Genomic DNA, 21,839 nt, shown 5'->3' on the forward strand with positions numbered 1-21,839 from the left:
ACCCCGTGAATGAACAAAGTTGTCCACAACTATGAACGATTGACTCTTTCCGCGCAACGGCGGATCTCCACAGATGTAACTACACAGATGTAGTTTCGTGGGTTTTATCCACATCCCTTTCCCCAGCCTGTGGATTCGCTTGTTGATGGATAGAATCGGTACTTGTTAGTCGAAGCCGGACCGACGTCGGGAACCGCACATCGACTCCACAGCCACTTCGACAAAACGACATCCGGAGGACATCGGTGGAAACCGACTTCTTATCTCTCGCATGGAACAACGCCCTTGAATCTCCGCTGACTCAGAACCTCGGACGAGCCGCTCAAAGCTACCTGCGCGCCACCGTGCCACTGGGCGATATCGAAGGGACGATTCTCCTATCTGTTCCGAGCGAGTTCATTAAGTCGTGGATCGAAACGCGTGCTTTCACTGAAATCACCGCAGCACTGTCTCAAACCCTTGGACGCACCATCCGCATCGCGATTACCGTCGATCCTGATCAAGAGATCAACTCAACTTTCCCCAACGATCAATACATCGACGCTGACCCTGACTCTCACATGTCCTCGCTCCCCGATGACCCCACATCGGATCCCCTGGCGAATCTCACAGCAGATCAGATATCCGACAGTGAAAGCGACGTTTTTACGAACACACCTCGGAGCATCGTCGGCGCAGCAGGCGATATTGCCGAAACACCGATAAGCCCAGCGGCAAGCGCTGGTGACGACACAGGGGAAGGTGCGGCCTCGTCCTCGTCCCTTTATCTTCCCAGCGGAAAAACCCTGGATCTGCGCGGAACCCATCTCAACGCGAAGTACACCTTCGACACCTACGTCATGGGACCGAGCAACCGATTCGCGCACGCCGCCGCATTCAACGTGTCAGAGTCTCCGGGAACCCAGTGGAACCCTCTCTTTATCTACGGAGGCTCCGGGCTGGGTAAAACCCACCTCCTTCACGCGATCGGGCACTACGCGCTCTCGCTCTATCCTCACCTGAAGGTTCGCTACGTCAACTCCGAAGAGTTCACCAACGAATTCATTAACGCAATCCGCCTGAACAAGACGGATAACTCGCAGGTCGAAGCGTTTCACAGGCGCTACCGCGAACTCGACATCCTCCTCATTGATGACATCCAGTTCATCGGTGACAAAGAGCAGACAGTCGAAGGCTTTTTTCACACGTTCAACGCGCTATACGAGGCCGACAAGCAGATCGTCCTGACATCCGACGTCGCCCCGAAGAACCTCAACGGCTTCGAAGAGAGGATGAGAACCCGATTTTCCTCCGGTCTCCTTGTTGACGTTCAGCCACCAGACCTGGAGACGCGCATCGCGATTCTCCAGAAGAAAGCAACAGCCGATTCTCTTCAAGTACCACCCGAAGTTCTTGAGTACATCGCGTCGCGGATCTCGGCAAATATCCGCGAACTCGAGGGTGCTCTCCTGCGCGTGATCGCGTTTGCGAATCTGTCGAAAGAACCCATTGATCTGCAGTTAGCTGAGATGATGCTCAAGGACTTCATCTCAGATCCCGACGACAACGAGATCACGGTTCCGCTGATCATGGGACAGTGCGCGCACTACTTCGGAGTGACGATTGAGCAGATGAGTTCAGCGGATCGTTCTCACGACGTTGTTCAGGCTCGCCAGATCGCGATGTATCTGTGCCGTGAACTCACTGATCTCTCTTTGCCAAAGATCGGCGATGCGTTCAACCGTGACCACACCACCGTCATGCATGCGAACCGGAAAATTGTCGCCGTGATGAAAGAGAAGAGAGAAACCTTCAACGATGTCACCGAGCTGACGAACCGGATTAAGCAGAAATCGCGCAATTCCTAAGACACATCTGCCGGCGTCTTCCTGATCGCAGCACCGCCGTCAGCTGAGGAACACTCGTCTTCACAGTCACCTGTGAATAGGCCGTGGACAACCAACACGAATCTGTGAGTTGGACACGTGGATCTGTGGATACCTGTTCGTACGCTGTGGGCTGTCCACAGGTCCATAGCGCGTATCCACCGTCGTGTGCCCAGCAGTATCCACGGCCGTATCCCGCAGGAAATGACAGAAAACCTCGAGAATCCACAGAATCCACAACCCTGATGATGACGATGATGTGTCATCATGAGAAATGAAAAGATGTTATTCACCCACAGACGTGTCCGCTGAGTTGTTCGTGCCGAGCGTTCTGCACGCATCCGAAGCTCGCACGCACAACATCAGCGTCCACTGTGCTTGCTTGGGAAAAACCTAAGAAAAGCACAAATGCCATACATCCCTCAGTCCGACTATGCGACAGCGGTCGCTTGGAGTAGGTAGAGTGGACCAGAAGAATTTTTGTGATCTAACGGAGGCCGGCATGAAGTTCACCGTCGCTCGCGACGTCCTCGCAGAGGCTGTGTCTTGGACGGCTAGGGCTCTACCTCATCGCCCTGCAAGCCCCATTCTTGCTGGTGTTCGCATCAGTGCACGCGATGAGGAACTCACGCTGTCCTCCTTTGACTACGAGGTTTCAGCTAATTCCCGGATTCCCGCGAGCGTCGAGGAGCCCGGTGATGTTTTGGTTTCTGGCCGAATGCTTGCCGACATCGCCAAGTCCTTGCCGAATAAACCGGTGACCATCGAGCTCGACGGCCAGAAAGTCAACCTGCTGTGCGGCTCTTTCCATTTCACGCTCACCGTGATGCCCTTGGATGAGTATCCCTTGCTTCCCGCCCAGCCCGAGGTCGCAGGAACAGTTGACTCCACCGTTTTGTCTCAGGCTATTGCCCAGGTGTCGATCGCTGCCTCGCGCGACGACACGCTTCCGCTGCTCACAGGTGTACGCCTTGAGATTGACGGTGGTCGCATCACGCTGCTGGCAACTGATCGTTATCGCCTCGCCATGCGTGAACTTCAATGGGAGCCAACAAATCCCTCAATCGACAGTATCGCTTTGGTCAAAGCCCGCATTCTTCAGGATGTTGCAAAGTCAATGACCTCGGGGGCGAAGGTTGAGCTTGGCCTATCAGCCGATTCACAGCCGGGAATGTCCTCTCTCATTGGTTTCACCGCTCAGGGACGCCGCACAACATCGACGCTGATGGACGGGGATTACCCGCCGGTGCGTCGTCTTTTCCCCGAGCAGACATCAATTCATGCCGTCTGTGATCGTCATGAACTTCTCGAGGCCGTCAAACGTATGTCGCTAGTTGCCGAACGTAAGACCTCGGTTCGTCTGGCGTTCTCTCAGGGACAGGTTGTCCTTGAAGCCGGCCAGGGTGACAACGCGCAGGCCTCCGAGGCTTTGGCTGCCACCGTTAACGGCGAAGATATTTCCACAGCCTTCAACCCGCAGTTCCTCATTGATGGTCTTTCGGTCATTGACGCCGATTTCGTCCGCTTCAGCTTCACGCACGGGACAAAGCCGGCAGTTCTGACGGGACAGAAGAAAATTGACGAGGGCGAGCTGACGGACTTCCGTTACCTCCTCATGCCGATTCGCTTCGGGATCTGAGGTTTCGTGTGGGTTTCGCACGTCGCTGTTGACGATTTCCGGTCGTGGAAACACGGCGTCGTCACTTTCGATCGGGGATCCACGGTTCTCCTGGGTCCAAACGGTCAGGGGAAAACGAATCTCGTTGAAGCAATCGCTTACCTGTCGACGTTCTCTTCGCATCGGGTCTCTGCCGACGGCGCCCTCGTTAGGGTACCGATGTCAGGGGACGAGGCCGTACCCGGCGGGGCGGTTATTCGCGTCAAACTTGTTGCCGGTAACGGACGCGAACAGGTCATTGAACTTGAGATCGTTCGCGGCCAAGCGAATCGGGCGAAAATCAATCGAACTCAGGTGCGTCCGCGAGATGTCCTTGGTCTCGTCAAGACCGTGGTGTTTGCACCTGAGGATCTGTCGATTGTTCGAGGTGATCCCGCGGTGCGCCGCAAGTTCCTCGACGACTTGGCAACGCAGCTTCATCCTCTTTTCGCCTCGACGCGTTCGGACTTTGATCGAGTGGCGCGTCAGCGAGCAGCATTGATGAAGGCCGCTCAGGTTCAGGTGCGTCGGGGAGGGACTCCTGACCTTTCAACGATTGATGTTTTCGACGAGTCTTTTGCTCGACTTTCAGCTCAGGTAACGGCGGCCCGCTGCGCTGCGGTGCGTGCCTTAGCTGAGCCGGCGCGACGAGCGTATGAGATGATCGCGCAGTCTGAGCGTTCGTTGTCGATTGCATTAGATGCGTCGGTTGATCGCATGATCGGTGTGGATCCCGATCGCCTCGACAGCGGTGATCTTGAGTCGGTTGATGGTCAGATTGATCGCCTGATGGCGGCGTTGGTGTCGGTGCGGGACAAGGAAATTGACAGGGGAATTAACCTCGTCGGTGCCCATCGTGACGATCTTGCGGTGTTTTTAGGTCAGATGCCGGTTAAAGGGTTTGCCAGTCACGGAGAGTCGTGGTCGGCAGTTCTTTCCCTCCGACTTGGTTCTTTCGAGGTGTTATCTACCGACGAGGACACGCCGATTCTTATTCTCGACGATGTGTTTGCTGAGCTTGATGCGGCTCGTCGTCAGGGTTTAGCGGACATGGCAATGGGTGCTGACCAGGTGATCGTCACCGCTGCCGTTGACGAGGACGTCCCAGCTAATGTGGAATCCCGCGTCAAGCACGTGCGCTATGACGGCATTCGGGGAACGTTTATTGACGAATTAACAGATCCGGATGGTCAGTGACAATGGGGGAGTGGCCAGAAGCAGACGACGGTGATGTTCGTGAGCCCTACGGTTTCGGTATGAACGAGGACGAGGAGCGTACCCAGCAGGAAGAGTACGTTCTTCGGGCTCTTGAGCGTGCCCAGAATGTTGCGAGGGGGCGCGGCCTCATGCGTCGGTCACTACCCACGTGGGGGCTTGAGGAGGGCAATCGGCGCTCGGCGGGTAGGTCATCGAGGTCCGACGAGGTCCGCGTCGTTGACGGACACTCCGGAGGGGATGAATCAACCGATGCTCAGTTGGACGGCGGCCTCGTTGATATTTCAGCGCTGAGAGATGTTGATCCCGAGGGCGACTTGACGTCTGTGCGTTCGGCAGCTCAATCGGCTCGCAGTCACTGGACGCGATCAACGGGGATGGCACCGATGCGGACGCGTTACCGTTCCGTTGGCAAGCTGGGGTCAATTCTGGGAAGAATTGTCCGGGCACAGCAGTGGGATACCCCAACGAAGATGGGGTCGATCATGGTCAAGTGGCCCGACATCGTTGGACAGACCGTTGCTCAACACTGCCGGATCGAAACCTTTGACAACCACAAGCTCATTGTCCGCTGTTCGTCGACGGCGTGGGCGAAGCAACTTCAGCTTCTCCTGCCGACGATTGAGCGCCGAATTGCTGAGGAAGTGGGCCCCGGTGTGGTTCATCAGGTTGTCGTTCGCGGGCCCGTTGCTCCCGACTGGAAGAAGGGCCCGTGGTCAGTTCGTGGTCGGGGTCCACGTGATACCTACGGGTAGGTGAAGACGTGCTGGGAAGCGTTGCTAGGTGGTAATCGTCACACCGATAATTCCGCAGGTCACAGCGTGTTTCTATAGCACAGTTCACGGGGGAGATCGCCGGTATTTTTCACTTACTTGGTAGAATTGATCAGGTTAAGTATCGGGCGAAAATCGTCCGATTCATGCGAGGGGATCTAGTGGCTGATAACGAGAAGACCACCGACGGCGAACACAGCTACGGAGCGTCGGATATTACCGTGCTCGAAGGCCTGGAAGCCGTTCGTAAACGCCCGGGTATGTACATCGGTTCAACGGGAGAACGAGGCCTGCACCACCTGGTCTACGAGGTTGTTGACAACTCCGTTGACGAGGCCCTGGCCGGATACGCCGACCACATCGAGGTGACAATCCTCGCCGATGGCGGCCTGCGGGTCGTCGACAATGGTCGAGGAATCCCCGTTGATGAACACCCCACGGAACACAAGCCGACAGTTGAAGTCGTCATGACAATCCTCCACGCCGGAGGAAAGTTCGGCGGCGGCGGATACGCCGTTTCCGGCGGTCTCCACGGCGTGGGTATTTCCGTTGTCAACGCGCTCTCAACCCGCGTCGATACCGAAGTGCGTCGACAGGGATATGTCTGGCGGATGTCCTTTGCCAATGGCGGGCACCCGATCACGCAGCTCGAACGCGGGGAAGAAACCGAGCTCACGGGAACAACGCAAACCTTCTACCCCGATCCGGCGATCTTCGAGACCGTCGACTTTGACTTCGAGACGCTACGGAAACGCTTCCAGCAGATGGCGTTCCTCAACAAGGGACTGCGCATCTCCTTGACGGATGAGCGGCCCAACCACAGCGACGACGGCGACGAAATCACCGGGGAACAGGCAGCAGAAACTGATGAAGCAGATTCCCAGTTTCGTCGCGTGACATACATGTACGCCCGCGGGCTGCGCGACTATGTCGAATACCTTGACTCCGCGAAGAAGATGGAAGCGATCTCCGACATCATCGACTTTGAGGCGGAGAACGCCGAGGGAACGATGTCCCTTGAAATCGCGATGCAGTGGACAACGTCGTACTCGTCATCGGTGCACACATTCGCCAACACAATCAACACAACTGAAGGCGGGATGCACGACGAAGGCTTCCGCGCGGCGTTGACATCAATTGTTAACCGCTACGGACGCGACCGCGGGATCATTAAGGAAAAGGATGACAACCTTTCCGGTGATGACATCCGCGAAGGCCTCACCGCGGTGATCTCGATTAAGCTCACGGAGCCGCAGTTCGAGGGCCAGACAAAGACGAAGCTGGGGAACACCGAGGCGCGAACCTTTGTGCAGCAGCAGGTGTATTCGCAGCTCAACGACTGGTTTGATGCGCATCCGCAAGACGCAAAGGCGATTATCAACAAGGGTCAGCAGGCCCAGGTCGCGCGAATTGCCGCGCGTAAGGCACGAGAGGCCACGCGGCGCAAGGGCGTCCTCGAATCCGCTTCCATGCCCGGAAAACTCCGCGACTGCTCCTCGCGTAAAGCTGAAGAATGTGAAATTTTCATCGTCGAGGGCGACTCCGCGGGCGGCTCTGCCGTTGGTGGCCGTAATCCTGAGACTCAGGCGATTATGCCGATCCGAGGGAAGATCCTCAATGTTGAAAAAGCACGTCTTGACCGGGCTCTGTCATCCGACACGATCCGTTCGCTCATCACGGCGTTTGGAACCGGCATCGGTGAAGAATTCGACATTACGAAACTTCGCTACGGCAAGATCGTCATTATGGCCGACGCCGACGTTGACGGCCAGCACATCGCCACTTTGCTGCTCACCCTGCTCTTTAGGTACATGCGGCCACTCATCGAAGATGGACACACCTACATCGCGATGCCGCCGCTCTACCGCATCAAGTGGACGAATGCCGACCACGAATTTGCTTACTCCGATGCGGAACGCGACAAACTCCTTGAATCGGGGAAAGCTGCGAACCGTCGTCTCCCGAAGGAAGGCGGGATCCAGCGATACAAGGGTCTGGGTGAGATGAATGACCACGAACTGTGGGACACCACAATGGACCCGGCACACCGGATCCTCAAGCAGGTGACCCTCGACGAGGCAGCCGACGCTGACGAAACATTTTCCATTCTCATGGGTGACGACGTCGAACGACGCCGCACATTCATTCAGCGCAACGCCTCTGACGTGCGTTTCCTCGACATCTGAACCACTGGGGGACCCCGGGCCGCGAAGCGGCCCCGTCCTCGTCAATACAAAGGACAAATGTGAGCGACGAGCAAAACACCGGTACCGAGCAGGTCGTTGACTACGACCGCATCCACCAGGTTGACCTGCAAAAAGAGATGCAGCGGTCCTACCTGGACTACGCGATGAGCGTGATTGTTGGGCGCGCACTCCCCGACGTCCGCGACGGACTTAAGCCCGTTCACCGGCGCGTACTCTACGGAATGTACGACGGCGGTTACCGGCCGACCTCGTCATTCTCCAAGTCCTCCCGCATCGTCGGTGAAGTCATGGGTAACTACCACCCGCACGGCGACTCCGCCATCTACGATGCTCTTGCGCGGCTCGTCCAGTGGTGGTCGCTGCGGTACCCCCTCGTTGCAGGTCAGGGGAACTTTGGAACCCCAGGTAACCTCGGGCCCGCCGCACCGCGATACACCGAATGTAAGATGGCGCCGCTCGCTCTCGAAATGGTTCGCGATATCGACGAAGAATCCGTTGATTTCCAAGACAACTACGACGGGCGCAACCAGGAGCCAACGATCCTGCCCGCGCGTTTCCCCAATCTGCTTGTCAACGGGTCCGAAGGCATCGCCGTGGGCATGGCAACGCGCATCCCGCCGCACAATCTCCGCGAGGTCGCGCGCGGTGTCCAATGGTCGCTTGATCACCCCGAGGCCTCTCGTGAGGAACTGCTCGAAGCACTGCTCAAGCTGATCCCCGGACCCGACTTCCCCACGGGTGCAACAATCCTTGGCCGCAAGGGAATCGAGGACGCGTACCGCACAGGACGCGGTTCCATCACCCAGCGCGCCGTTGTGTCTGTTGAAGAAATTCACGGGCGCCAATGCCTCGTTGTCACTGAGCTGCCCTACCAGGTCAACCCCGATAACCTCGCCGACAAGATCGCCCAGCTGGTGCGTGACGGCCAGATCCAAGGTATCGCTGACATTCGCGACGAAACCTCCGGTCGAACCGGACAACGCCTCGTTATCGTCCTCAAGCGTGACGCTGTGGCCAAGGTCGTTCTCAACAACCTGTACAAGCGCACCTCGTTGCAGGAAAACTTCTCGGCAAACATGCTTGCGCTGGTTGACGGAGTGCCTCGTACCCTGAGCATTGACGGATTTATCCGTCACTGGATCAACCACCAGATTGACGTTATCGTTCGGCGCACCCAGTTCCGCCTGCGTAAAGCACGCGAACGCCTCCACATCCTCGACGGGTACCTTAAAGCACTCGACATGCTTGACGAGGTTATCGCTCTGATCCGGCGTTCACCCACCGTGGATGAGGCACGCAGCGGATTGATGAACCTGCTGAGCGTTGACGAGATCCAAGCCGACGCGATCCTCGCTCTCCAGCTGCGTCGCCTGGCCGCTCTGGAACGCCAGAAGATCGTTGACGAACACAATGAACTCATGCGGAAGGTTGAGGACTTCGAAGACATCCTTGCTCGGCCTGAACGCCAGCGAGCGATTGTTTCCGAGGAACTCGGTGAAATCGTTGAAAAATACGGTGACGAACGTCGGACAACGATCGTTCCTTTCGACGGTGAAATGTCGATGGAGGACCTGATTCCCGAGGAAGACGTCGTTGTCACTATCACACGCGATGGTTTCACCAAGCGGACTCGGACCGATAACTATCGTTCCCAAAAGCGCGGCGGTAAAGGCGTGCGCGGAACGCAGTTGCGTGGGGATGACATTGTTGAACATTTCTTTGTGACGACAACGCACCACTGGCTGCTGTTCTTCACGAACCTCGGTCGGGTCTACCGCGCGAAGGCATATGAGATTCCCGAGGGCGGACGTGACGCCAAGGGGCAGCATGTGGCCAACCTCCTGGCGTTCCAGCCCGGCGAACACATTGCTCAAGTGCTCGCTTTGCGTAACTACGAGGATGCGGACTACCTCGTCCTCGCCACGAAGTCCGGTCTGGTGAAGAAAACACCGCTGGCTCTGTATCAGTCGGCGCGAACCGGTGGAATCATCGCGATTAACCTGCGTGAAGACGAGGACGGTCGGCCGGATGAACTCGTTGCTGCCCAGGTGATTTGTGCAGATCAGGACCTGCTGCTGGTGTCCCGTGATGGCCAGGCCGTGCGATTTAGGGCCACCGATGATCAGTTGCGCCCGATGGGACGTTCGACATCGGGTGTCAGAGGCATGAAGTTCCGCGGCGATGATGAGCTGCTGAACATGGTTGTGCCGCGAGAAGGAGCCGACCTCCTGATCGTCACCGAATCCGGATACGCCAAACGTACCCCCGTTGAGGAATATCCCACGAAGGGGCGCGGAACTATGGGAGTGCGCGTGGGCAAACTTGTTGACGAACGCGGCGGCCTCGTTGGGGCCCTCGTCGTCAACCCTGACGAGGACGTCATGGTGATTACCGAGTCCGGTAAGCTCGTGCAGGTTAATGCCTCTGACGTACGTCCGACATCGCGCAACACGATGGGCGTGATCTTTGCGCGGCCAGACGATGACGATCGAATTATCGCGATCACCCCCAATCCCGAACGCGACATCGACGAAAATGGTGATGAAGCGGCCGAAGAACCGGTAGCGTCTAACCAGGACAACGCAACGAAGGGTGAAGACGAATGACCATCACGACGACTCCGAATAACGACGCGCCCCGAAAAATTGAGCTGGCGATCGCACGGGTTGACGCGTGGACCGTCATGAAAGTCAGTTTCTTGCTGTCCGTTGCCCTCGGCATCGCAATGGTCATTGCAACAGCGATTCTCTGGTTCATGGTGGATGGCATGCACCTGTTCGCAACGATCGAGGACTTCCTCAAGCTCATCGGAGCTGAAAAGTTCACGAAACTCCTTGACTACGTCCGACTGCCCCGAGTGATGTCCTATGCGACGATCGTTGCCGTGATTAACGTTGTCTTGATAACGGCGCTGTCCACCCTGGGTTCCCTCCTCTACAACGTCATTGCGTCGCTGGTTGGCGGTATCAAAGTATCGCTGATGGATGAGTGAGTGACCGGTCGCGTTGGCCCGGTTGTTGACCGTGGCTGACGTCACTTGGCTGCATTTTGCTTGTCTGGCGCCGACTTGTGTACCATTGTGCGTGCCCTGAAAAGGGTATTTCTTCCACAATAGAAGAGCGGGCCTATAGCTCAGTAGGTTAGAGCGCAGTCCTGATAAGACTGAGGTCGGTGGTTCGAGCCCACCTAGGCCCACCATCCGCGACGGATCCGAAGGCGGAGGTTGACAATGAAGAAGTTTCTTACGACAACAGTTGCTTTGTCATTCAGCGTCGTCCTCGGCCTCGTTATCCGGCAGGTCGTCCTCGATCTTTCAGATCGTGCCGATCTGTGGAACTCCGTTACGGATGCGGTGGACTAGTTCCACCCGCTCACCCCTAGGGGCTATGGCGCAATTGGTAGCGCACCTGCTTTGCAAGCAGGGGGTTACGGGTTCGAGTCCCGTTAGCTCCACCGGCACCTGCTGGCGTTGATAGAGTTTCACGCCCAGCAGGTTTTTGTTCGCTTGCGGCCGCCAAATCGAGTGACGCGAAATCGTTGTGCTGAGCAGAGGTTTTATCAGCATTTATGCTCTGGAGGCCAGGGTGCGAAATCGGGTTCTAGCTGTAGGAACTCATCCACTCGATCCGGGTAGACCCACGCAATAGTTGGGCCTTGACCGTCAACTTCAGCTAGACACACTCGGTCAGGCAGGGTGGCGAGGTCTTTGATGATGGCTAGGGCTACGTCAGCTGGTATCCAGTCGGTGCCTTGCGCAAAAGTCAGTTCTCGCGGCATACCACGAAAGGTGTATCTCACGGTGATATTGACCCCCGTGGCATCGAAGCGTGAGGATACATCCGAAAGCTGATCTGCCACCTCGACGGCTTCAGCGATTTCATAAATAAAGTCGGGATAATCCTGTTCGGTGTAGATGCACTCGTAATCGAGGGCAACGAAGTGGCTAAAGGCTGGTTTCATATCCGCATTTTTCGCCCAGAGGACAGATTCAGGGTCGTGGATGTCGAGAGCTTTGAGTGCTTCAGGGAAGCGTAGCTTGAGTCCGCAAGACTCCAATCGTGTTGCTGTTTCGAGTGTAATGGCGTAATCGAGGGTGCGGACATCATCCTCATCATCATCGTTGCCACTCATGCGGCCATTGTCGCACGAACACTGTTCAGAAACGCTCAATCTCATTCCGGTAGTCAATCCCCGTCGTGGTGGTGTTGTCTTTCTAGACCACGGTTGCTTGCCCGTCTGGGCTGATGTGGATGTGCTCGTACAGGGCGTGGAACGTAGTGGGCGAGACATTAGAAATCATCCTCGACCTGAGCATCTGCTTCGTCGCCGAAGAAGTTCCTGCTTTAACGGTAACCAACGGGGTCTTCTCCGGCAAGGGAATTATTCTGCCCATTTTTCTGGGCCGTAAGACTTAACCGGCACCTTCGTCACCAGAATTTGTTCGTTTGTGTCTCACCATATGGGGCCACAAGTCCCGAATGTCGGCACGATCAGGCAAATAAGGTCTTTCCGGACCCTTGAAAGGTTCAACAAATTCTTCAGTTCTGAATGTTGTTCGGCCAGAGCTCACTGCGTTTGGATGAACGCCCCAACAGCTCGGCCACACACAGTCAGCTCAAACCGTGCGAGCAACCCGAAGGAGCCACCATGCGCATCGGAGTCCCAGCCGAGGGCCCCGACCAACCACTGGTCGCAGCGACTCCCCACACCGTCGGCCTCCTGACCACACTCGGATACGAGGTCGCCGTCCAACACGGGGCAGGACACGCAGCCCAGTTCCCCGACTCCGCCTACGCAGATGCCGGAGCGACCCTCGTTGACGCCACACAAGTCTGGCAATCAGACATCGTCACGACACTGGATACGCCCGCTGACGAACTCATCGCCACCATGCACCCAGGTGCCACCCTCATCGCTCGACTCGCTCCTCGCAAGGACACCGACCTCGCCTCACGCCTGGCATCCACCGGCATCACCGCCCTCGCGATGGACGCCGTTCCACGTATCTCACGTGCCCAAGCAATGGACGTCCTCTCCTCCCAGGCCAACGTTGCCGGGTACCGCGCCGTCATCGAATCCGCCAGCCACTTCGGCCGCGTCTTCACCGGCCAAGTCACTGCCGCCGGCAAGATGCCTCCCGCAAAGGTGTACGTCATTGGAGCCGGTGTGGCTGGCCTCGCCGCCATCGGCACCGCCAACTCTATGGGTGCACAGGTATTCGCCACCGACGTGCGCCCCGAAGTTGCCGAACAAGTTGAATCGATGGGCGCCTCCTTCGTGGCCCTGCCCACCTCCCAAGAAGAATCCACCGACGGATACGCCAAAGCGATGGACGAGGACGAGGCCGCCGCAGCTATGCGCCTCTACGCCGCTCAGGCCGCCAAGTCCGACATTGTTATCACCACCGCAAATATCCCCGGACGTACCGCGCCGATCCTGCTTGACGACGCAGCCATCGCAGCTATGACACCCGGATCAGTTATCGTCGACATGGCCGCAGCTCATGGTGGAAACACCACAATGACGGTGCCCGGAGATGTCACCATCACCCCCAACGGCGTGACGATCATCGGCTATAAAGACCTCGCTGGTCGCCTGCCCGCGCAAGCCTCTCAGCTGTATGGACGCAACATCGTCAACCTGCTGACCCTCATGACACCGGGCAAAGATGGCCAGCTCGTCATTGACTTCGAAGACGAGGTCGTGCGTGGCATCGCCGTGACCGTTGATGGAAGTATTACGTGGCCACCGCCGCCCATCACAGTCTCGGCTGCCCCGGCCACACCCGCTGGCCCCACTGCTGAAGAAATTGCCCAACACGAGGCTGAAGAAGCCGCTCAGAAGAAGCGCTCACGGCGAAACCTCATGATCTTTTCGGCGGTGGCGGCGCTCGCCCTCGTTGCGTTGATTCTGGTGACTCCGGCGGCGGCAACGAGCCACTACATCGTGTTATTGCTGGCAGTTCTGCTCGGCTTTTACGTGATTTCCAACGTCACGCCTGCCCTGCATACGCCACTGATGTCCGTGACCAATGCGATCTCAGGCATCATCCTCGTTGGAGCGATCTCCCAGATCGGCAACCCCAATCCCTTCATCGCCGTGATGAGTTTCCTGTCGATCGTCCTAGCATCCATCAACATTTTCGGCGGTTTCGCGGTGACCCACCGTATGCTGTCGATGTTCAAGAAGTGAGGCGGATCCGACGATGATTCCCACCCACGTTCACCTCTTCAACGCCGTCCTCGCAGCTGGCGCACCGTCCTTTGGCGGTGCCGGCCTCAAACAAGTTGCCTCCCCGGCGGTCCTCGACCTCGCCCAGCCGGTAACTGTGGCCTACATCCTCGCTGCGGCGCTCTTCATCGCCGCCTGCGCAGGACTTTCGCGCCACGAATCAGCCGTCCTCGGCAATGTCGCTGGGGCAACCGGAATGGTATTCGCCGCCGTCGCAGCCATTGTGATCGCCCTCGTTTCTGATCCCCACTACGGCGTGATGACCACGGCGATCCTCATTGCCCTTGCGGTCGGGATTGGCGGCGTCATCGGCTTGGTTTTGGCGCGGCGCGTCGAAATGACTGGAATGCCGCAGCTCATCGCATTCTTCAACGGGCTTGTTGGCCTAGCTGCCGTCATGGTCGGCTACAACTCCTACGCTTCGCCGGATGCGTCATCCGCCGCGCTGGGAGGCTTCCATTACGGCGAGGTCTTCTTATCGACCTTCGTTGGCGCCGTGACCTTCACGGGGTCAATCGCCGCGGGCCTCAAACTTTCCGGCAAGATCCCTGGCCGCCCAATTCTGCTGCCCGCGAGGAACTGGCTCAACCTCGGAATTATCCTGGTGTCGGTGATCCTGGGCGTTGTTTTCGCTCATGTTGAGGAACACTCTGTGGCGGCCTGGGTCTGCCTCGTTGTCATGACACTGCTGGCATTGGCCCTGGGAATTCACCTGGTGCTCGCCATCGGTGGCGGAGATATGCCGGTGGTTGTTTCAATCATGAACTCTTACTCCGGTTGGGCTTCGGCGTTCACCGGATTCTTAGTGAACAACGACTTGCTCATCATCACCGGGGCGATCGTCGGATCTTCGGGTGCGTTCCTGTCTTACCTCATGTGTCAGGCGATGAACCGTTCCTTCATGAATGTGCTGCTCGGCGGCTTCGGTACGGATTCGTCAACCGCGGGTGCTGGTGGCGAGGAAGAACAGGGCGAGATTCACGAGGTCGACGCCAATACCGTCGCTGACCTGCTGTTGGACGCCAAGCGCGTGATGATTACTCCCGGCTACGGCATGGCTGTTGCGCAGGCTCAGTATCCCGTGGCCGCGCTGGTTGAAGATCTGGTGGATCGGGGCATTGAGGTGACCTTCGGTATCCACCCCGTAGCTGGGCGCCTACCCGGACACATGAATGTGTTGCTGGCCGAGGCGAAAGTGCCGTACGACGTTGTCCTGGAAATGGACGAGGTTAATGACGATTTTGAGAACATTGACGTTGTTCTGGTGATCGGTGCCAATGACACGGTGAACCCTGCCGCCGAAGAACCTGGTTCGCCGATTGCCGGTATGCCGGTGCTCAAGGTGTGGAACGCAGGCAAGGTCATTGTCTTTAAGCGGTCGATGGCAACCGGATACGCTGGCGTTCAGAATCCGTTGTTCTTCAAGGAAAATACGTCGATGCTCTTCGGTGACGCGAAAGACACCGTCGAGGCGATCGACCGGGCGGTGGAGATCAACCGGCCGCTCCACAAGGCCTAAGCGGACCCGCCGAGAGCACATGCTTTCCCGCCGATCAGCGAGTCGCTGTCGAATCACTATTCGACTCCAGGTGCAGCCTGTACTTCTTCAGAGGCTCCAAGGGCAGCCATGAGACCACCGATAAACGAATCGCCGAGTCCGATCGTTGTCGGTGACAGGACATGAGCGTTGTACGAGGGAACGATGTGGATTCCGGATCGAACGATGTCTGGATCGTCTATGAGACGCATTCCAATCGTGTCGCGAGGAGCCGTTCGCATTTTTTCAAAGTCTTCGCGCGTCATGGTGTCGCCGTGCGCATACCTCGTTGACGCCATGAGGCATCCCGTTGCCGCAGCCTTGGCGAAACGCTCTGCTCTCTCCCCGAGCACCGCCGCATAGTGACTTGTATGGAGGAGGACGTTGCTCGCCATCAGACGAGTCCGCAATTCCTCCATGACACAAGCGATCTCAGCTCCATCCTGTGGGTCAAAGGACCTCTGGACGTATGCCGTAGCCTCGTCCTCGTTAAGGGAGTGAATGTCGACGAGGTTGCAGATCTTATCGACAACGATGTCGCGCATCGCCTCATCATGGAAGCCCGCATCCTCGTAAACAATCGGAGTCTCATCGTTGGTGTTTTCGAGCATTTCCCGCAGACAGTCGAGCCGTTCCTGTAAGAGATCTGGCGACTTCATCGTGTTGAATCCCGAGATCATCACCGCGTCCGCCCGCGCAAGCGCGGGACCAAGATCAGGACTTAACCGCATGAGTTCATTTGGGAGATCGTGGACGAAAATTACCCTGTTTGGGCGTGAAGTGCGCACGACTCCGCCGATGACTCTCACATTGTTGTCCGCGGGAAACTGGAAGATGATATGCGGTTCAAGGGAGTCATGATCGGCGCTACAGATCCGGATGATTCCGGTCGGGAGAAGGCGTCGAACATCGTCGTTGATTGAAACGAGGTGGACAGTCGAACCGATACCGATCCTGTTCATCGCAATGGCTGCGCGCACACATGTGCCGCCAAGAGTCGTACGGCTGTCGAAGTGACTGGCCAGTTGCTTCAAGGAGTCGATGCTGTGGACGTGACATTCTCCTCCCCGATTCCGGTACATCATTTGCAGCAGGTAGATAAACGCAGATCGAGCATCTGCGGCAACAGAGCTCGGATCGTCCTCGATCTCGTCCATAGTGATGCCCATGTGATCCGCGAGCCACTGCACTTTCGCTAGGTCCCAGATGACTTCGTGATCGACTGTTCCTCCGAGGCCGAGGACGATCCTTTCCCTGTGCACAGTTTCCTGCTTTCAGTAAAGATCGGCTTTATTTACAGACTCGAAGAGATCGATTTTCTGTGCAGCGCATGCACGCAGCGCCTCTTCGCAGGGAGGTTCTATAACGTTGGGTTCACGAAGGTGAGTGTCTTCCAGAACCTGCCTCATTCTGCGGAAATAAGCGGCTTTAATGTCCGACGAGATGTTGATCTTGTTGATGCCTCCGTGAACTGCACCTGCGATCTCCATGTCCGAGTTGTTCGATCCGCCGTGGAGGACAAGCGGGATCCCTACGCGTTCTTTGATTGCGGCGAGTAGGTCAAGCCTGAGTTCAGGCTTAACTTCGGAGGGGTAGAGGCCGTGACGCGTACCAATAGCGACGGCGAGCGAGTCGACTTCGGTCTGCTCAAGGAATCGTTGGGCGTCATCGGGATCGGTGTAGAGGATTTCCTCCGACCCTGTTTCCCCGTACTTGTCCGACACACCGATCGTCCCAAGCTCCGCTTCAACCGACACACCGACCGCGTGTGCGGCGTGAACAACGCGGGAGGTCTGCGCGACGTTCTCCTCGAATGGGGCGAAAGATTTGTCGATCATCACCGAGGTGAAGCCAGACTGGATCGCGAGGAGCACTTGTTCGTACGAGGCCCCGTGATCGAGGTGTACTGCTGTGGGCACCGAAGATTTGTAGGCGATCTGGATAATTGAAGCGAGCATGTCGGTACCGATATGCATCAACTCATCCGGATGAATTGCGATGATGTGAGGCGACCGTTTCTCTTCGCATGTTTCAACCACCGCCCGCAGCATCGAGTAATTCGAGATGTTGAATGCGGGAACGGCGAAGCCGTGAGCATTCGCGACCGATAGGATCTCGTCACCTGTGCACAACATAATTGGACCTTTCTTTCTATGGGGGTGCCAAGATCAGTTCTTGACAGATCCAGCGGTCATACCTCCAATGAAGTAGCGCTGGAAGAAAATGAAGAGGAGGAGCACGGGAATGGAACCAAGAACGGACATCGCCATCATTTCGTTCCATTCGTAGGAATGCTGTCCCATGAGGAGCTGTATGCCGATGGGAACGGTGCGCATGTCATTCGTTCTGGTTAACGTCAGCGCGAAGAGGTATTCGTTCCACGCGATCATGAAAGTGTAGATGCCGACCGATACGATCCCGGGGACAGAGATCGGAACAAGTACTCTCCACAGGGCACCGAACGATGTTGTTCCGTCGACTTTCGCGGCCTCGTCGAGTTCTCGGGGCAGAGTGTTGAAGTAGCCGGTGAGCATGATAATCGCGTAGGGCAGCGTGAACACCATGTACGTGAGGATCAGGCCGTGGTACGTGTTGTACAGCTTGAGTGCGACCATGAGGCCGAAGAAAGGGATCAATAGTGTGATTGGGGGTACCGCTTGTACCGAGATGATCACGACGTTGAGGATCCGTTTGCCCGGGAATTCAAAACGGCTGAATGCGAAGGCCGCGAGGATGGCAACGATGAGTGTGAGCACCGAGACTGAGAGAGCAACAATGTAGCTATTGATGAAGAAGCGGATCTTCTCCGGGTCGTGGATGATCGATAGGTAGGCGCTGAACGAGCTGCCCTCTTCGATGAGTTTGGGCGGGGTCGCAAAAATCCGTGGGTTCGGCTTGAACGAGGAAGAGACCATCCACAGGACGGGAAACGCAGCGAACGAGGCACCGATAAGTAGTCCGGCCCATGTGAAGATCCGTGTGAGGACCGCGCGCTGTTTCTTAGTGAGCATGTTAATCCCTTGCACGCTGACTCTGGACATAGAAGAAGGCGAGGAGCATCGACAGGATGAGGACGATGACGGCACTGGACGACGCGGAAGAGAAGGCGTACTTAGCGAAGGCCAGCTTGTAGGTGTACGTCGACAGCATTTCCGTCTTATTTAGAGGTCCTCCACCAGTTGTCATCCAAATGAGTGCGAATTGCTGAGAGGTCCAGATGATATCCAGGAGTGCCATCGAGACGATGATTGGCTTGAGTTGGGGGAGGGTGATCGACCAGAACCTGCGGATGGGTCCGGCACCGTCGACCTCGGCTGCTTCGTAGAGATCGGCGGGGATTCCTTGCAGGCCAGCAAGGATGGAGATCATGAAGAACGGATACCCCGCCCATATGTTGATCAAGATAATCGCAGCAAGAGCGAGATGAGGATCAGCGAGCCATTCCTTGTGCGGTTCGATGAGACCCAAGCCAGACAGGAGTGCGTTAGCGACGCCGTTTGGGTTGAGGATCAGTCTCCAGAGGATCGCAATGATCGCAACGGTAAGCAACCACGGAAGGACGAAAAGGGTCCTAAAGAACGTCTTGGTGAAGGTAGACAGACACGAGGCGTTAAGCATCATGGCGAACGCAAGCCCGATGATCATGTGTGCGACAACCGAGAGCACAACGAACCACACGGTGTTTGCAAGAGCGGTGTGGAATTTTGGGTCAGTGAGGACGTCGATGTAGTTGTCGAATCCAACGAAGTGGGGGTTCTTGTCGGTGATTGCCCCGCTCTGAAACGAGTACCAGACCACCATGATGATTGGCGTTGCCATGAGCATGGTGAGGAGGGTGAGCGTTGGTGTGAGGTACGCGTACGGAACCGCCGTTCCTTTGATGCGTTGGATGATAGACGATCGACTCTTCATGAAGCCGTCGTTCCCCTTGAGCAAGTCTGTTCGTACAGTCATGTTTGAGCGCCTGCCTCCGGCTGCGGTGGACACTCTCAAAAGAGTGGGCACCGCAGCCGGTTTTGGTCAGAACTCCTCCATCCACGAGTCCTGTGCGGTTGTGAGCATTGTGTCAATGTCGATTTGCCCATTGAGGTACTGCTGGAAAGGCTCATCGAACGCGCGCATGAGGGTTTCAGCGACGGGCAATCCGGTGAACTCATTAGCAGGCTTGCCAGCGCTCCAAATGTCGAATGCCTTCTTGAAGAGTTCGTCATCATTGACGAATGCGGGCACGGCCTGCGCATTTCCAGGGAAGGCTTTGGCATCATTGGCGAGGGTGGCGTTCACCTTTTTCGACATGAGGAAATCAACGAGTTTCCACGCCTCTTTCTGGTGCTCAGAGTTCGCGGAAACGCCGATTCCCCACGAGGCGTAGGGCATTCCACGTTCTCCGGTGTAACCGTCTTGTGCAGGGATCGCAGAGATTTCGAAAGCGAGGTCAGGATTTCCTTCTCGAATGCTATTGATGTGGGCGAGGGAGTCGACCATGAAACCAACGCGTTCGTTCGTGAAATCTTCGACCTTGTCCTGCTCTTTCATCGTGAAAGCACCGGGGGAGACGACTCCTGCGTCCCACAGGCGTTTGATGTATTCCGCAGCACTCTTCACATCGTCGTTTGTGACATCCGGTTTTCCATCCTCAGTGAGCATCGAACCGCCCGATGCCCACACCCATGACATGACGTCGTTCTGGATACCGTTTGGGGTCTCAAGGGACAGGGGAAGCGCCCATCCGCTGATGTTGGAGCCAACGGCGTGAATCTTCTTGGCGGCATCCTCGAACTCGCTTCGATTTGTCGGCACGGTTGAGACCCCGGCTTGTTCGAGAAGGGTCATGTTGGTGAACATGGGATACACGAAGTTAACGACGGGAATCATGTAGGTCGCCCCATCGATTTTAATTTGGCTCGCCAGTTGGGATTCGTCGTAGCCGTTCTCGGTCATCATCGCTGAGAGATCTGCGATTGCCCCCTGTTTGGCGAAATCGGAGACCCACGCCCCGTCAAGTCCGACAACATCAGGCATCGTGCCTGATGCAGATGCAGCAACAAGTTGTTCCTTTGTTGACGCATAGGGCCCTGACAGGAGTTTGACTTTGATTCCTGGGTTCTGCTCTTCGAACTGATCTATGAGTGTGCGGAACGAGCCTTCCGGCAGCTCGGGTTCCCACCATTGGGCGAATTCAAGGGTGACAGCGTCGTCGGATTTGCCGGACGCCGATGGCTCGTTACCGGAGCCTCCTGAGCTGCACGCTGCCAGTCCCATTGAAGTCGCGGCCACAACAGATACGGTTGTCAGCCATCGAATACTGCGCATGGTCATCTCCATCGTCGTTGATGCAAGGTGCGACATCATGCATTTTTTCGCGTTTTTATGATGTCTGATGCAACGTTAGAGCAATTTTCTTCAACTTTCTAGATGGAAACACGTAACGATTACGTAACGATGCGTAATTACCCGCTGAAACGATAGGCTTCACGCATGGAGCACTCCTCAAATCGCCTCCCCGCGGGACGCAAGGCAGCCATCATCCAACAGGTCAACTCCCTGGGCCAGGTTTCGGTTGCAACTCTGGCCAAGCATTTCAACGTCTCCCTCGACACAATTCGTCGTGACCTCGATCAGCTCGACACCGACGGCGCACTGATCCGTACACACGGCGGAGCAATGTCCACTTTCGCAGTGCCCTGGCACGACACTCGTATTGACGACAGACTCCGCCTCCAGCCCCAGCAGAAGAACGTGATCGCTGAGCTTGCAGCCGACCTCGTGCCAGATGGGACCGTTCTGTTCATCAATGGAGGCAGCACGGCACTCCATCTCATTCATGAACTGGGCAGTAAGCGGGAGCTCATCATCGCAACAAACAACCTGCGCCTGGCATCCGAAATCAATCCGGACTCCTGTCGAGATCTCTACGTCTTTGGAGGACACGTCCGTATTTCCGGCCAGGTAACAATCGGCCCGATCGCATTCGCAAGCTCGATCTCTGGAACAGAGAACGACATTCGGGCAGATCTTGCCTTAATTGCAGTGGGTGCTTTCGACGAAAAAGGATTCTCGACAAGCAACCTCGACGAAGCGGCGATGCTCGCTCAAATGGCGGAACGAGCGAAGCGCGTCGCAATCCTTGCAGATTCTTCGAAAGCTGAACGACGCCTCTTTGCATCCATCGGCCCATTATCTATAGCCGACTACCTCGTTACCGACACTCTTCCCACCCCAAGACTCCTTGAAAGCCTCCACTCAGCTAACATCGAAGTCCTCACCCCGGCAGGAACAGAATCCGATCAGAGTCAAAGCTCTGACTCATGATTATGCGTCGTCATTCACAGCAGCTCCCGCCTTTTGTGCGGC

General features: G+C 56.7%; 18 protein-coding genes and 2 tRNA genes. 14 read left to right on the forward strand and 6 right to left on the reverse strand.

The features are described from left to right. Positions 1-296 precede the first annotated feature (296 nt). The 10 genes from dnaA (at position 297) to G7Y41_RS00045 (ending at position 11,170) form a co-directional block, all read left to right on the forward strand. Positions 297-1,847 carry a chromosomal replication initiator protein DnaA gene (gene dnaA, locus G7Y41_RS00005; RefSeq protein ID WP_442984272.1) on the forward strand — a complete coding sequence of 517 codons (1,551 nt, stop codon included), beginning with the start codon at positions 297-299 and terminating at the stop codon, positions 1,845-1,847. Between the two features lie 520 nt (positions 1,848-2,367). Further along, positions 2,368-3,504, forward strand: a complete 1,137-nt coding sequence (gene dnaN / locus G7Y41_RS00010; protein WP_165315508.1) for a DNA polymerase III subunit beta — start codon at positions 2,368-2,370, stop codon at positions 3,502-3,504. A gap of 6 nt (positions 3,505-3,510) precedes the next feature. After that, positions 3,511-4,719 (forward strand): DNA replication/repair protein RecF, encoded by a 1,209-nt coding sequence (recF, locus tag G7Y41_RS00015; RefSeq protein WP_165315507.1) that lies wholly within the window; start codon positions 3,511-3,513, stop codon positions 4,717-4,719. 2 nt (positions 4,720-4,721) lie between these two features. Further along, positions 4,722-5,492 (forward strand): DciA family protein, encoded by a 771-nt coding sequence (locus G7Y41_RS00020; protein WP_231367301.1) that lies wholly within the window; start codon positions 4,722-4,724, stop codon positions 5,490-5,492. 164 nt (positions 5,493-5,656) lie between these two features. Beyond that, complete coding sequence (gyrB, locus tag G7Y41_RS00025) at positions 5,657-7,696, forward strand: DNA topoisomerase (ATP-hydrolyzing) subunit B (protein WP_196819518.1); 2,040 nt, start codon at positions 5,657-5,659, stop codon at positions 7,694-7,696. A 59-nt stretch (positions 7,697-7,755) separates the two neighbouring features. Beyond that, positions 7,756-10,323 carry a DNA gyrase subunit A gene (gene gyrA / locus G7Y41_RS00030; protein ID WP_165216937.1) on the forward strand — a complete coding sequence of 856 codons (2,568 nt, stop codon included), beginning with the start codon at positions 7,756-7,758 and terminating at the stop codon, positions 10,321-10,323. Then, complete coding sequence (locus tag G7Y41_RS00035) at positions 10,320-10,709, forward strand: DUF3566 domain-containing protein (protein WP_165216939.1); 390 nt, start codon at positions 10,320-10,322, stop codon at positions 10,707-10,709. The genes gyrA and G7Y41_RS00035 overlap by 4 nt, the downstream gene beginning before the upstream one ends. A 129-nt stretch (positions 10,710-10,838) precedes the next feature. Beyond that, a tRNA-Ile gene (locus G7Y41_RS00040) sits at positions 10,839-10,915 on the forward strand. Between the two features lie 31 nt (positions 10,916-10,946). Then, positions 10,947-11,078: a DLW-39 family protein gene (locus tag G7Y41_RS09985; RefSeq protein ID WP_231367302.1), complete on the forward strand. Its 132-nt coding sequence runs from the start codon at positions 10,947-10,949 to the stop codon at positions 11,076-11,078. Between the two features lie 19 nt (positions 11,079-11,097). Then, positions 11,098-11,170, forward strand: a tRNA-Ala gene (locus G7Y41_RS00045). Between the two features lie 105 nt (positions 11,171-11,275). On the opposite strand, the gene G7Y41_RS00050 is transcribed toward G7Y41_RS00045, so the two are convergent. Next, entirely contained in the window at positions 11,276-11,848 is a 573-nt protein-coding gene (locus tag G7Y41_RS00050; RefSeq protein WP_165315506.1) for a hypothetical protein, read from the reverse strand. Positions 11,849-11,994: 146 nt separating this feature from the next. Here G7Y41_RS00050 and G7Y41_RS00055 point away from each other — a divergent pair, with 146 nt between their 5' ends. The 3 genes from G7Y41_RS00055 (at position 11,995) to G7Y41_RS00065 (ending at position 15,467) form a co-directional block, all read left to right on the forward strand. Then, on the forward strand, positions 11,995-12,132 hold the full coding sequence (locus G7Y41_RS00055) for a hypothetical protein (protein ID WP_165315505.1): 138 nt from the start codon (positions 11,995-11,997) through the stop codon (positions 12,130-12,132). 232 nt (positions 12,133-12,364) lie between these two features. Continuing rightward, positions 12,365-13,909, forward strand: coding sequence for a Re/Si-specific NAD(P)(+) transhydrogenase subunit alpha (locus G7Y41_RS00060; RefSeq protein WP_165315504.1), 1,545 nt, complete (start codon positions 12,365-12,367; stop codon positions 13,907-13,909). A 13-nt stretch (positions 13,910-13,922) separates the two neighbouring features. Continuing rightward, positions 13,923-15,467: an NAD(P)(+) transhydrogenase (Re/Si-specific) subunit beta gene (locus G7Y41_RS00065; protein ID WP_165315503.1), complete on the forward strand. Its 1,545-nt coding sequence runs from the start codon at positions 13,923-13,925 to the stop codon at positions 15,465-15,467. 56 nt (positions 15,468-15,523) lie between these two features. On the opposite strand, the gene G7Y41_RS00070 is transcribed toward G7Y41_RS00065, so the two are convergent. From G7Y41_RS00070 to G7Y41_RS00090, 5 genes are all read right to left on the reverse strand, one after another. Then, positions 15,524-16,747 carry an ADP-dependent glucokinase/phosphofructokinase gene (locus G7Y41_RS00070; protein WP_165315502.1) on the reverse strand — a complete coding sequence of 408 codons (1,224 nt, stop codon included), beginning with the start codon at positions 16,745-16,747 and terminating at the stop codon, positions 15,524-15,526. 12 nt (positions 16,748-16,759) lie between these two features. Continuing rightward, complete coding sequence (locus G7Y41_RS00075; RefSeq protein WP_165315501.1) at positions 16,760-17,620, reverse strand: ketose-bisphosphate aldolase; 861 nt, start codon at positions 17,618-17,620, stop codon at positions 16,760-16,762. 33 nt (positions 17,621-17,653) lie between these two features. Beyond that, positions 17,654-18,496, reverse strand: a complete 843-nt coding sequence (locus G7Y41_RS00080) for a carbohydrate ABC transporter permease (protein WP_165315500.1) — start codon at positions 18,494-18,496, stop codon at positions 17,654-17,656. Position 18,497: 1 nt separating this feature from the next. Continuing rightward, entirely contained in the window at positions 18,498-19,439 is a 942-nt protein-coding gene (locus G7Y41_RS00085) for a carbohydrate ABC transporter permease (protein WP_165315499.1), read from the reverse strand. Between the two features lie 66 nt (positions 19,440-19,505). After that, on the reverse strand, positions 19,506-20,798 hold the full coding sequence (locus G7Y41_RS00090; RefSeq protein ID WP_231367303.1) for an ABC transporter substrate-binding protein: 1,293 nt from the start codon (positions 20,796-20,798) through the stop codon (positions 19,506-19,508). A 165-nt stretch (positions 20,799-20,963) separates the two neighbouring features. On the opposite strand from G7Y41_RS00090, the gene G7Y41_RS00095 reads away from it, so the two are divergent. Next, positions 20,964-21,797 carry a DeoR/GlpR family DNA-binding transcription regulator gene (locus G7Y41_RS00095; protein ID WP_165315498.1) on the forward strand — a complete coding sequence of 278 codons (834 nt, stop codon included), beginning with the start codon at positions 20,964-20,966 and terminating at the stop codon, positions 21,795-21,797. Positions 21,798-21,839 lie beyond the last annotated feature (42 nt).

It is taken from the genome of Schaalia sp. ZJ405, assembly GCF_011038885.2.
Lineage (GTDB): Bacteria > Actinomycetota > Actinomycetes > Actinomycetales > Actinomycetaceae > Pauljensenia.

Bases quoted from the DNA above. Each gene is read 5' to 3' on its own strand.
- dnaN (WP_165315508.1), top strand. From the start codon at position 2,368: ATGAAGTTCACCGTCGCTCGCGACGTCCTCGCAGAGGCTGTGTCTTGG.
- G7Y41_RS00020 (WP_231367301.1), top strand. From the start codon at position 4,722: ATGGGGGAGTGGCCAGAAGCAGACGACGGTGATGTTCGTGAGCCCTAC.
- gyrB (WP_196819518.1), top strand. From the start codon at position 5,657: ATGCGAGGGGATCTAGTGGCTGATAACGAGAAGACCACCGACGGCGAA.
- G7Y41_RS00035 (WP_165216939.1), top strand. From the start codon at position 10,320: ATGACCATCACGACGACTCCGAATAACGACGCGCCCCGAAAAATTGAG.
- G7Y41_RS09985 (WP_231367302.1), top strand. From the start codon at position 10,947: ATGAAGAAGTTTCTTACGACAACAGTTGCTTTGTCATTCAGCGTCGTC.
- G7Y41_RS00050 (WP_165315506.1), bottom strand. From the start codon at position 11,848: ATGAGTGGCAACGATGATGATGAGGATGATGTCCGCACCCTCGATTAC.
- G7Y41_RS00060 (WP_165315504.1), top strand. From the start codon at position 12,365: ATGCGCATCGGAGTCCCAGCCGAGGGCCCCGACCAACCACTGGTCGCA.
- G7Y41_RS00065 (WP_165315503.1), top strand. From the start codon at position 13,923: ATGATTCCCACCCACGTTCACCTCTTCAACGCCGTCCTCGCAGCTGGC.
- G7Y41_RS00075 (WP_165315501.1), bottom strand. From the start codon at position 17,620: ATGTTGTGCACAGGTGACGAGATCCTATCGGTCGCGAATGCTCACGGC.
- G7Y41_RS00080 (WP_165315500.1), bottom strand. From the start codon at position 18,496: ATGCTCACTAAGAAACAGCGCGCGGTCCTCACACGGATCTTCACATGG.
- G7Y41_RS00085 (WP_165315499.1), bottom strand. From the start codon at position 19,439: ATGACTGTACGAACAGACTTGCTCAAGGGGAACGACGGCTTCATGAAG.
- G7Y41_RS00090 (WP_231367303.1), bottom strand. From the start codon at position 20,798: ATGCGCAGTATTCGATGGCTGACAACCGTATCTGTTGTGGCCGCGACT.
- G7Y41_RS00095 (WP_165315498.1), top strand. From the start codon at position 20,964: ATGGAGCACTCCTCAAATCGCCTCCCCGCGGGACGCAAGGCAGCCATC.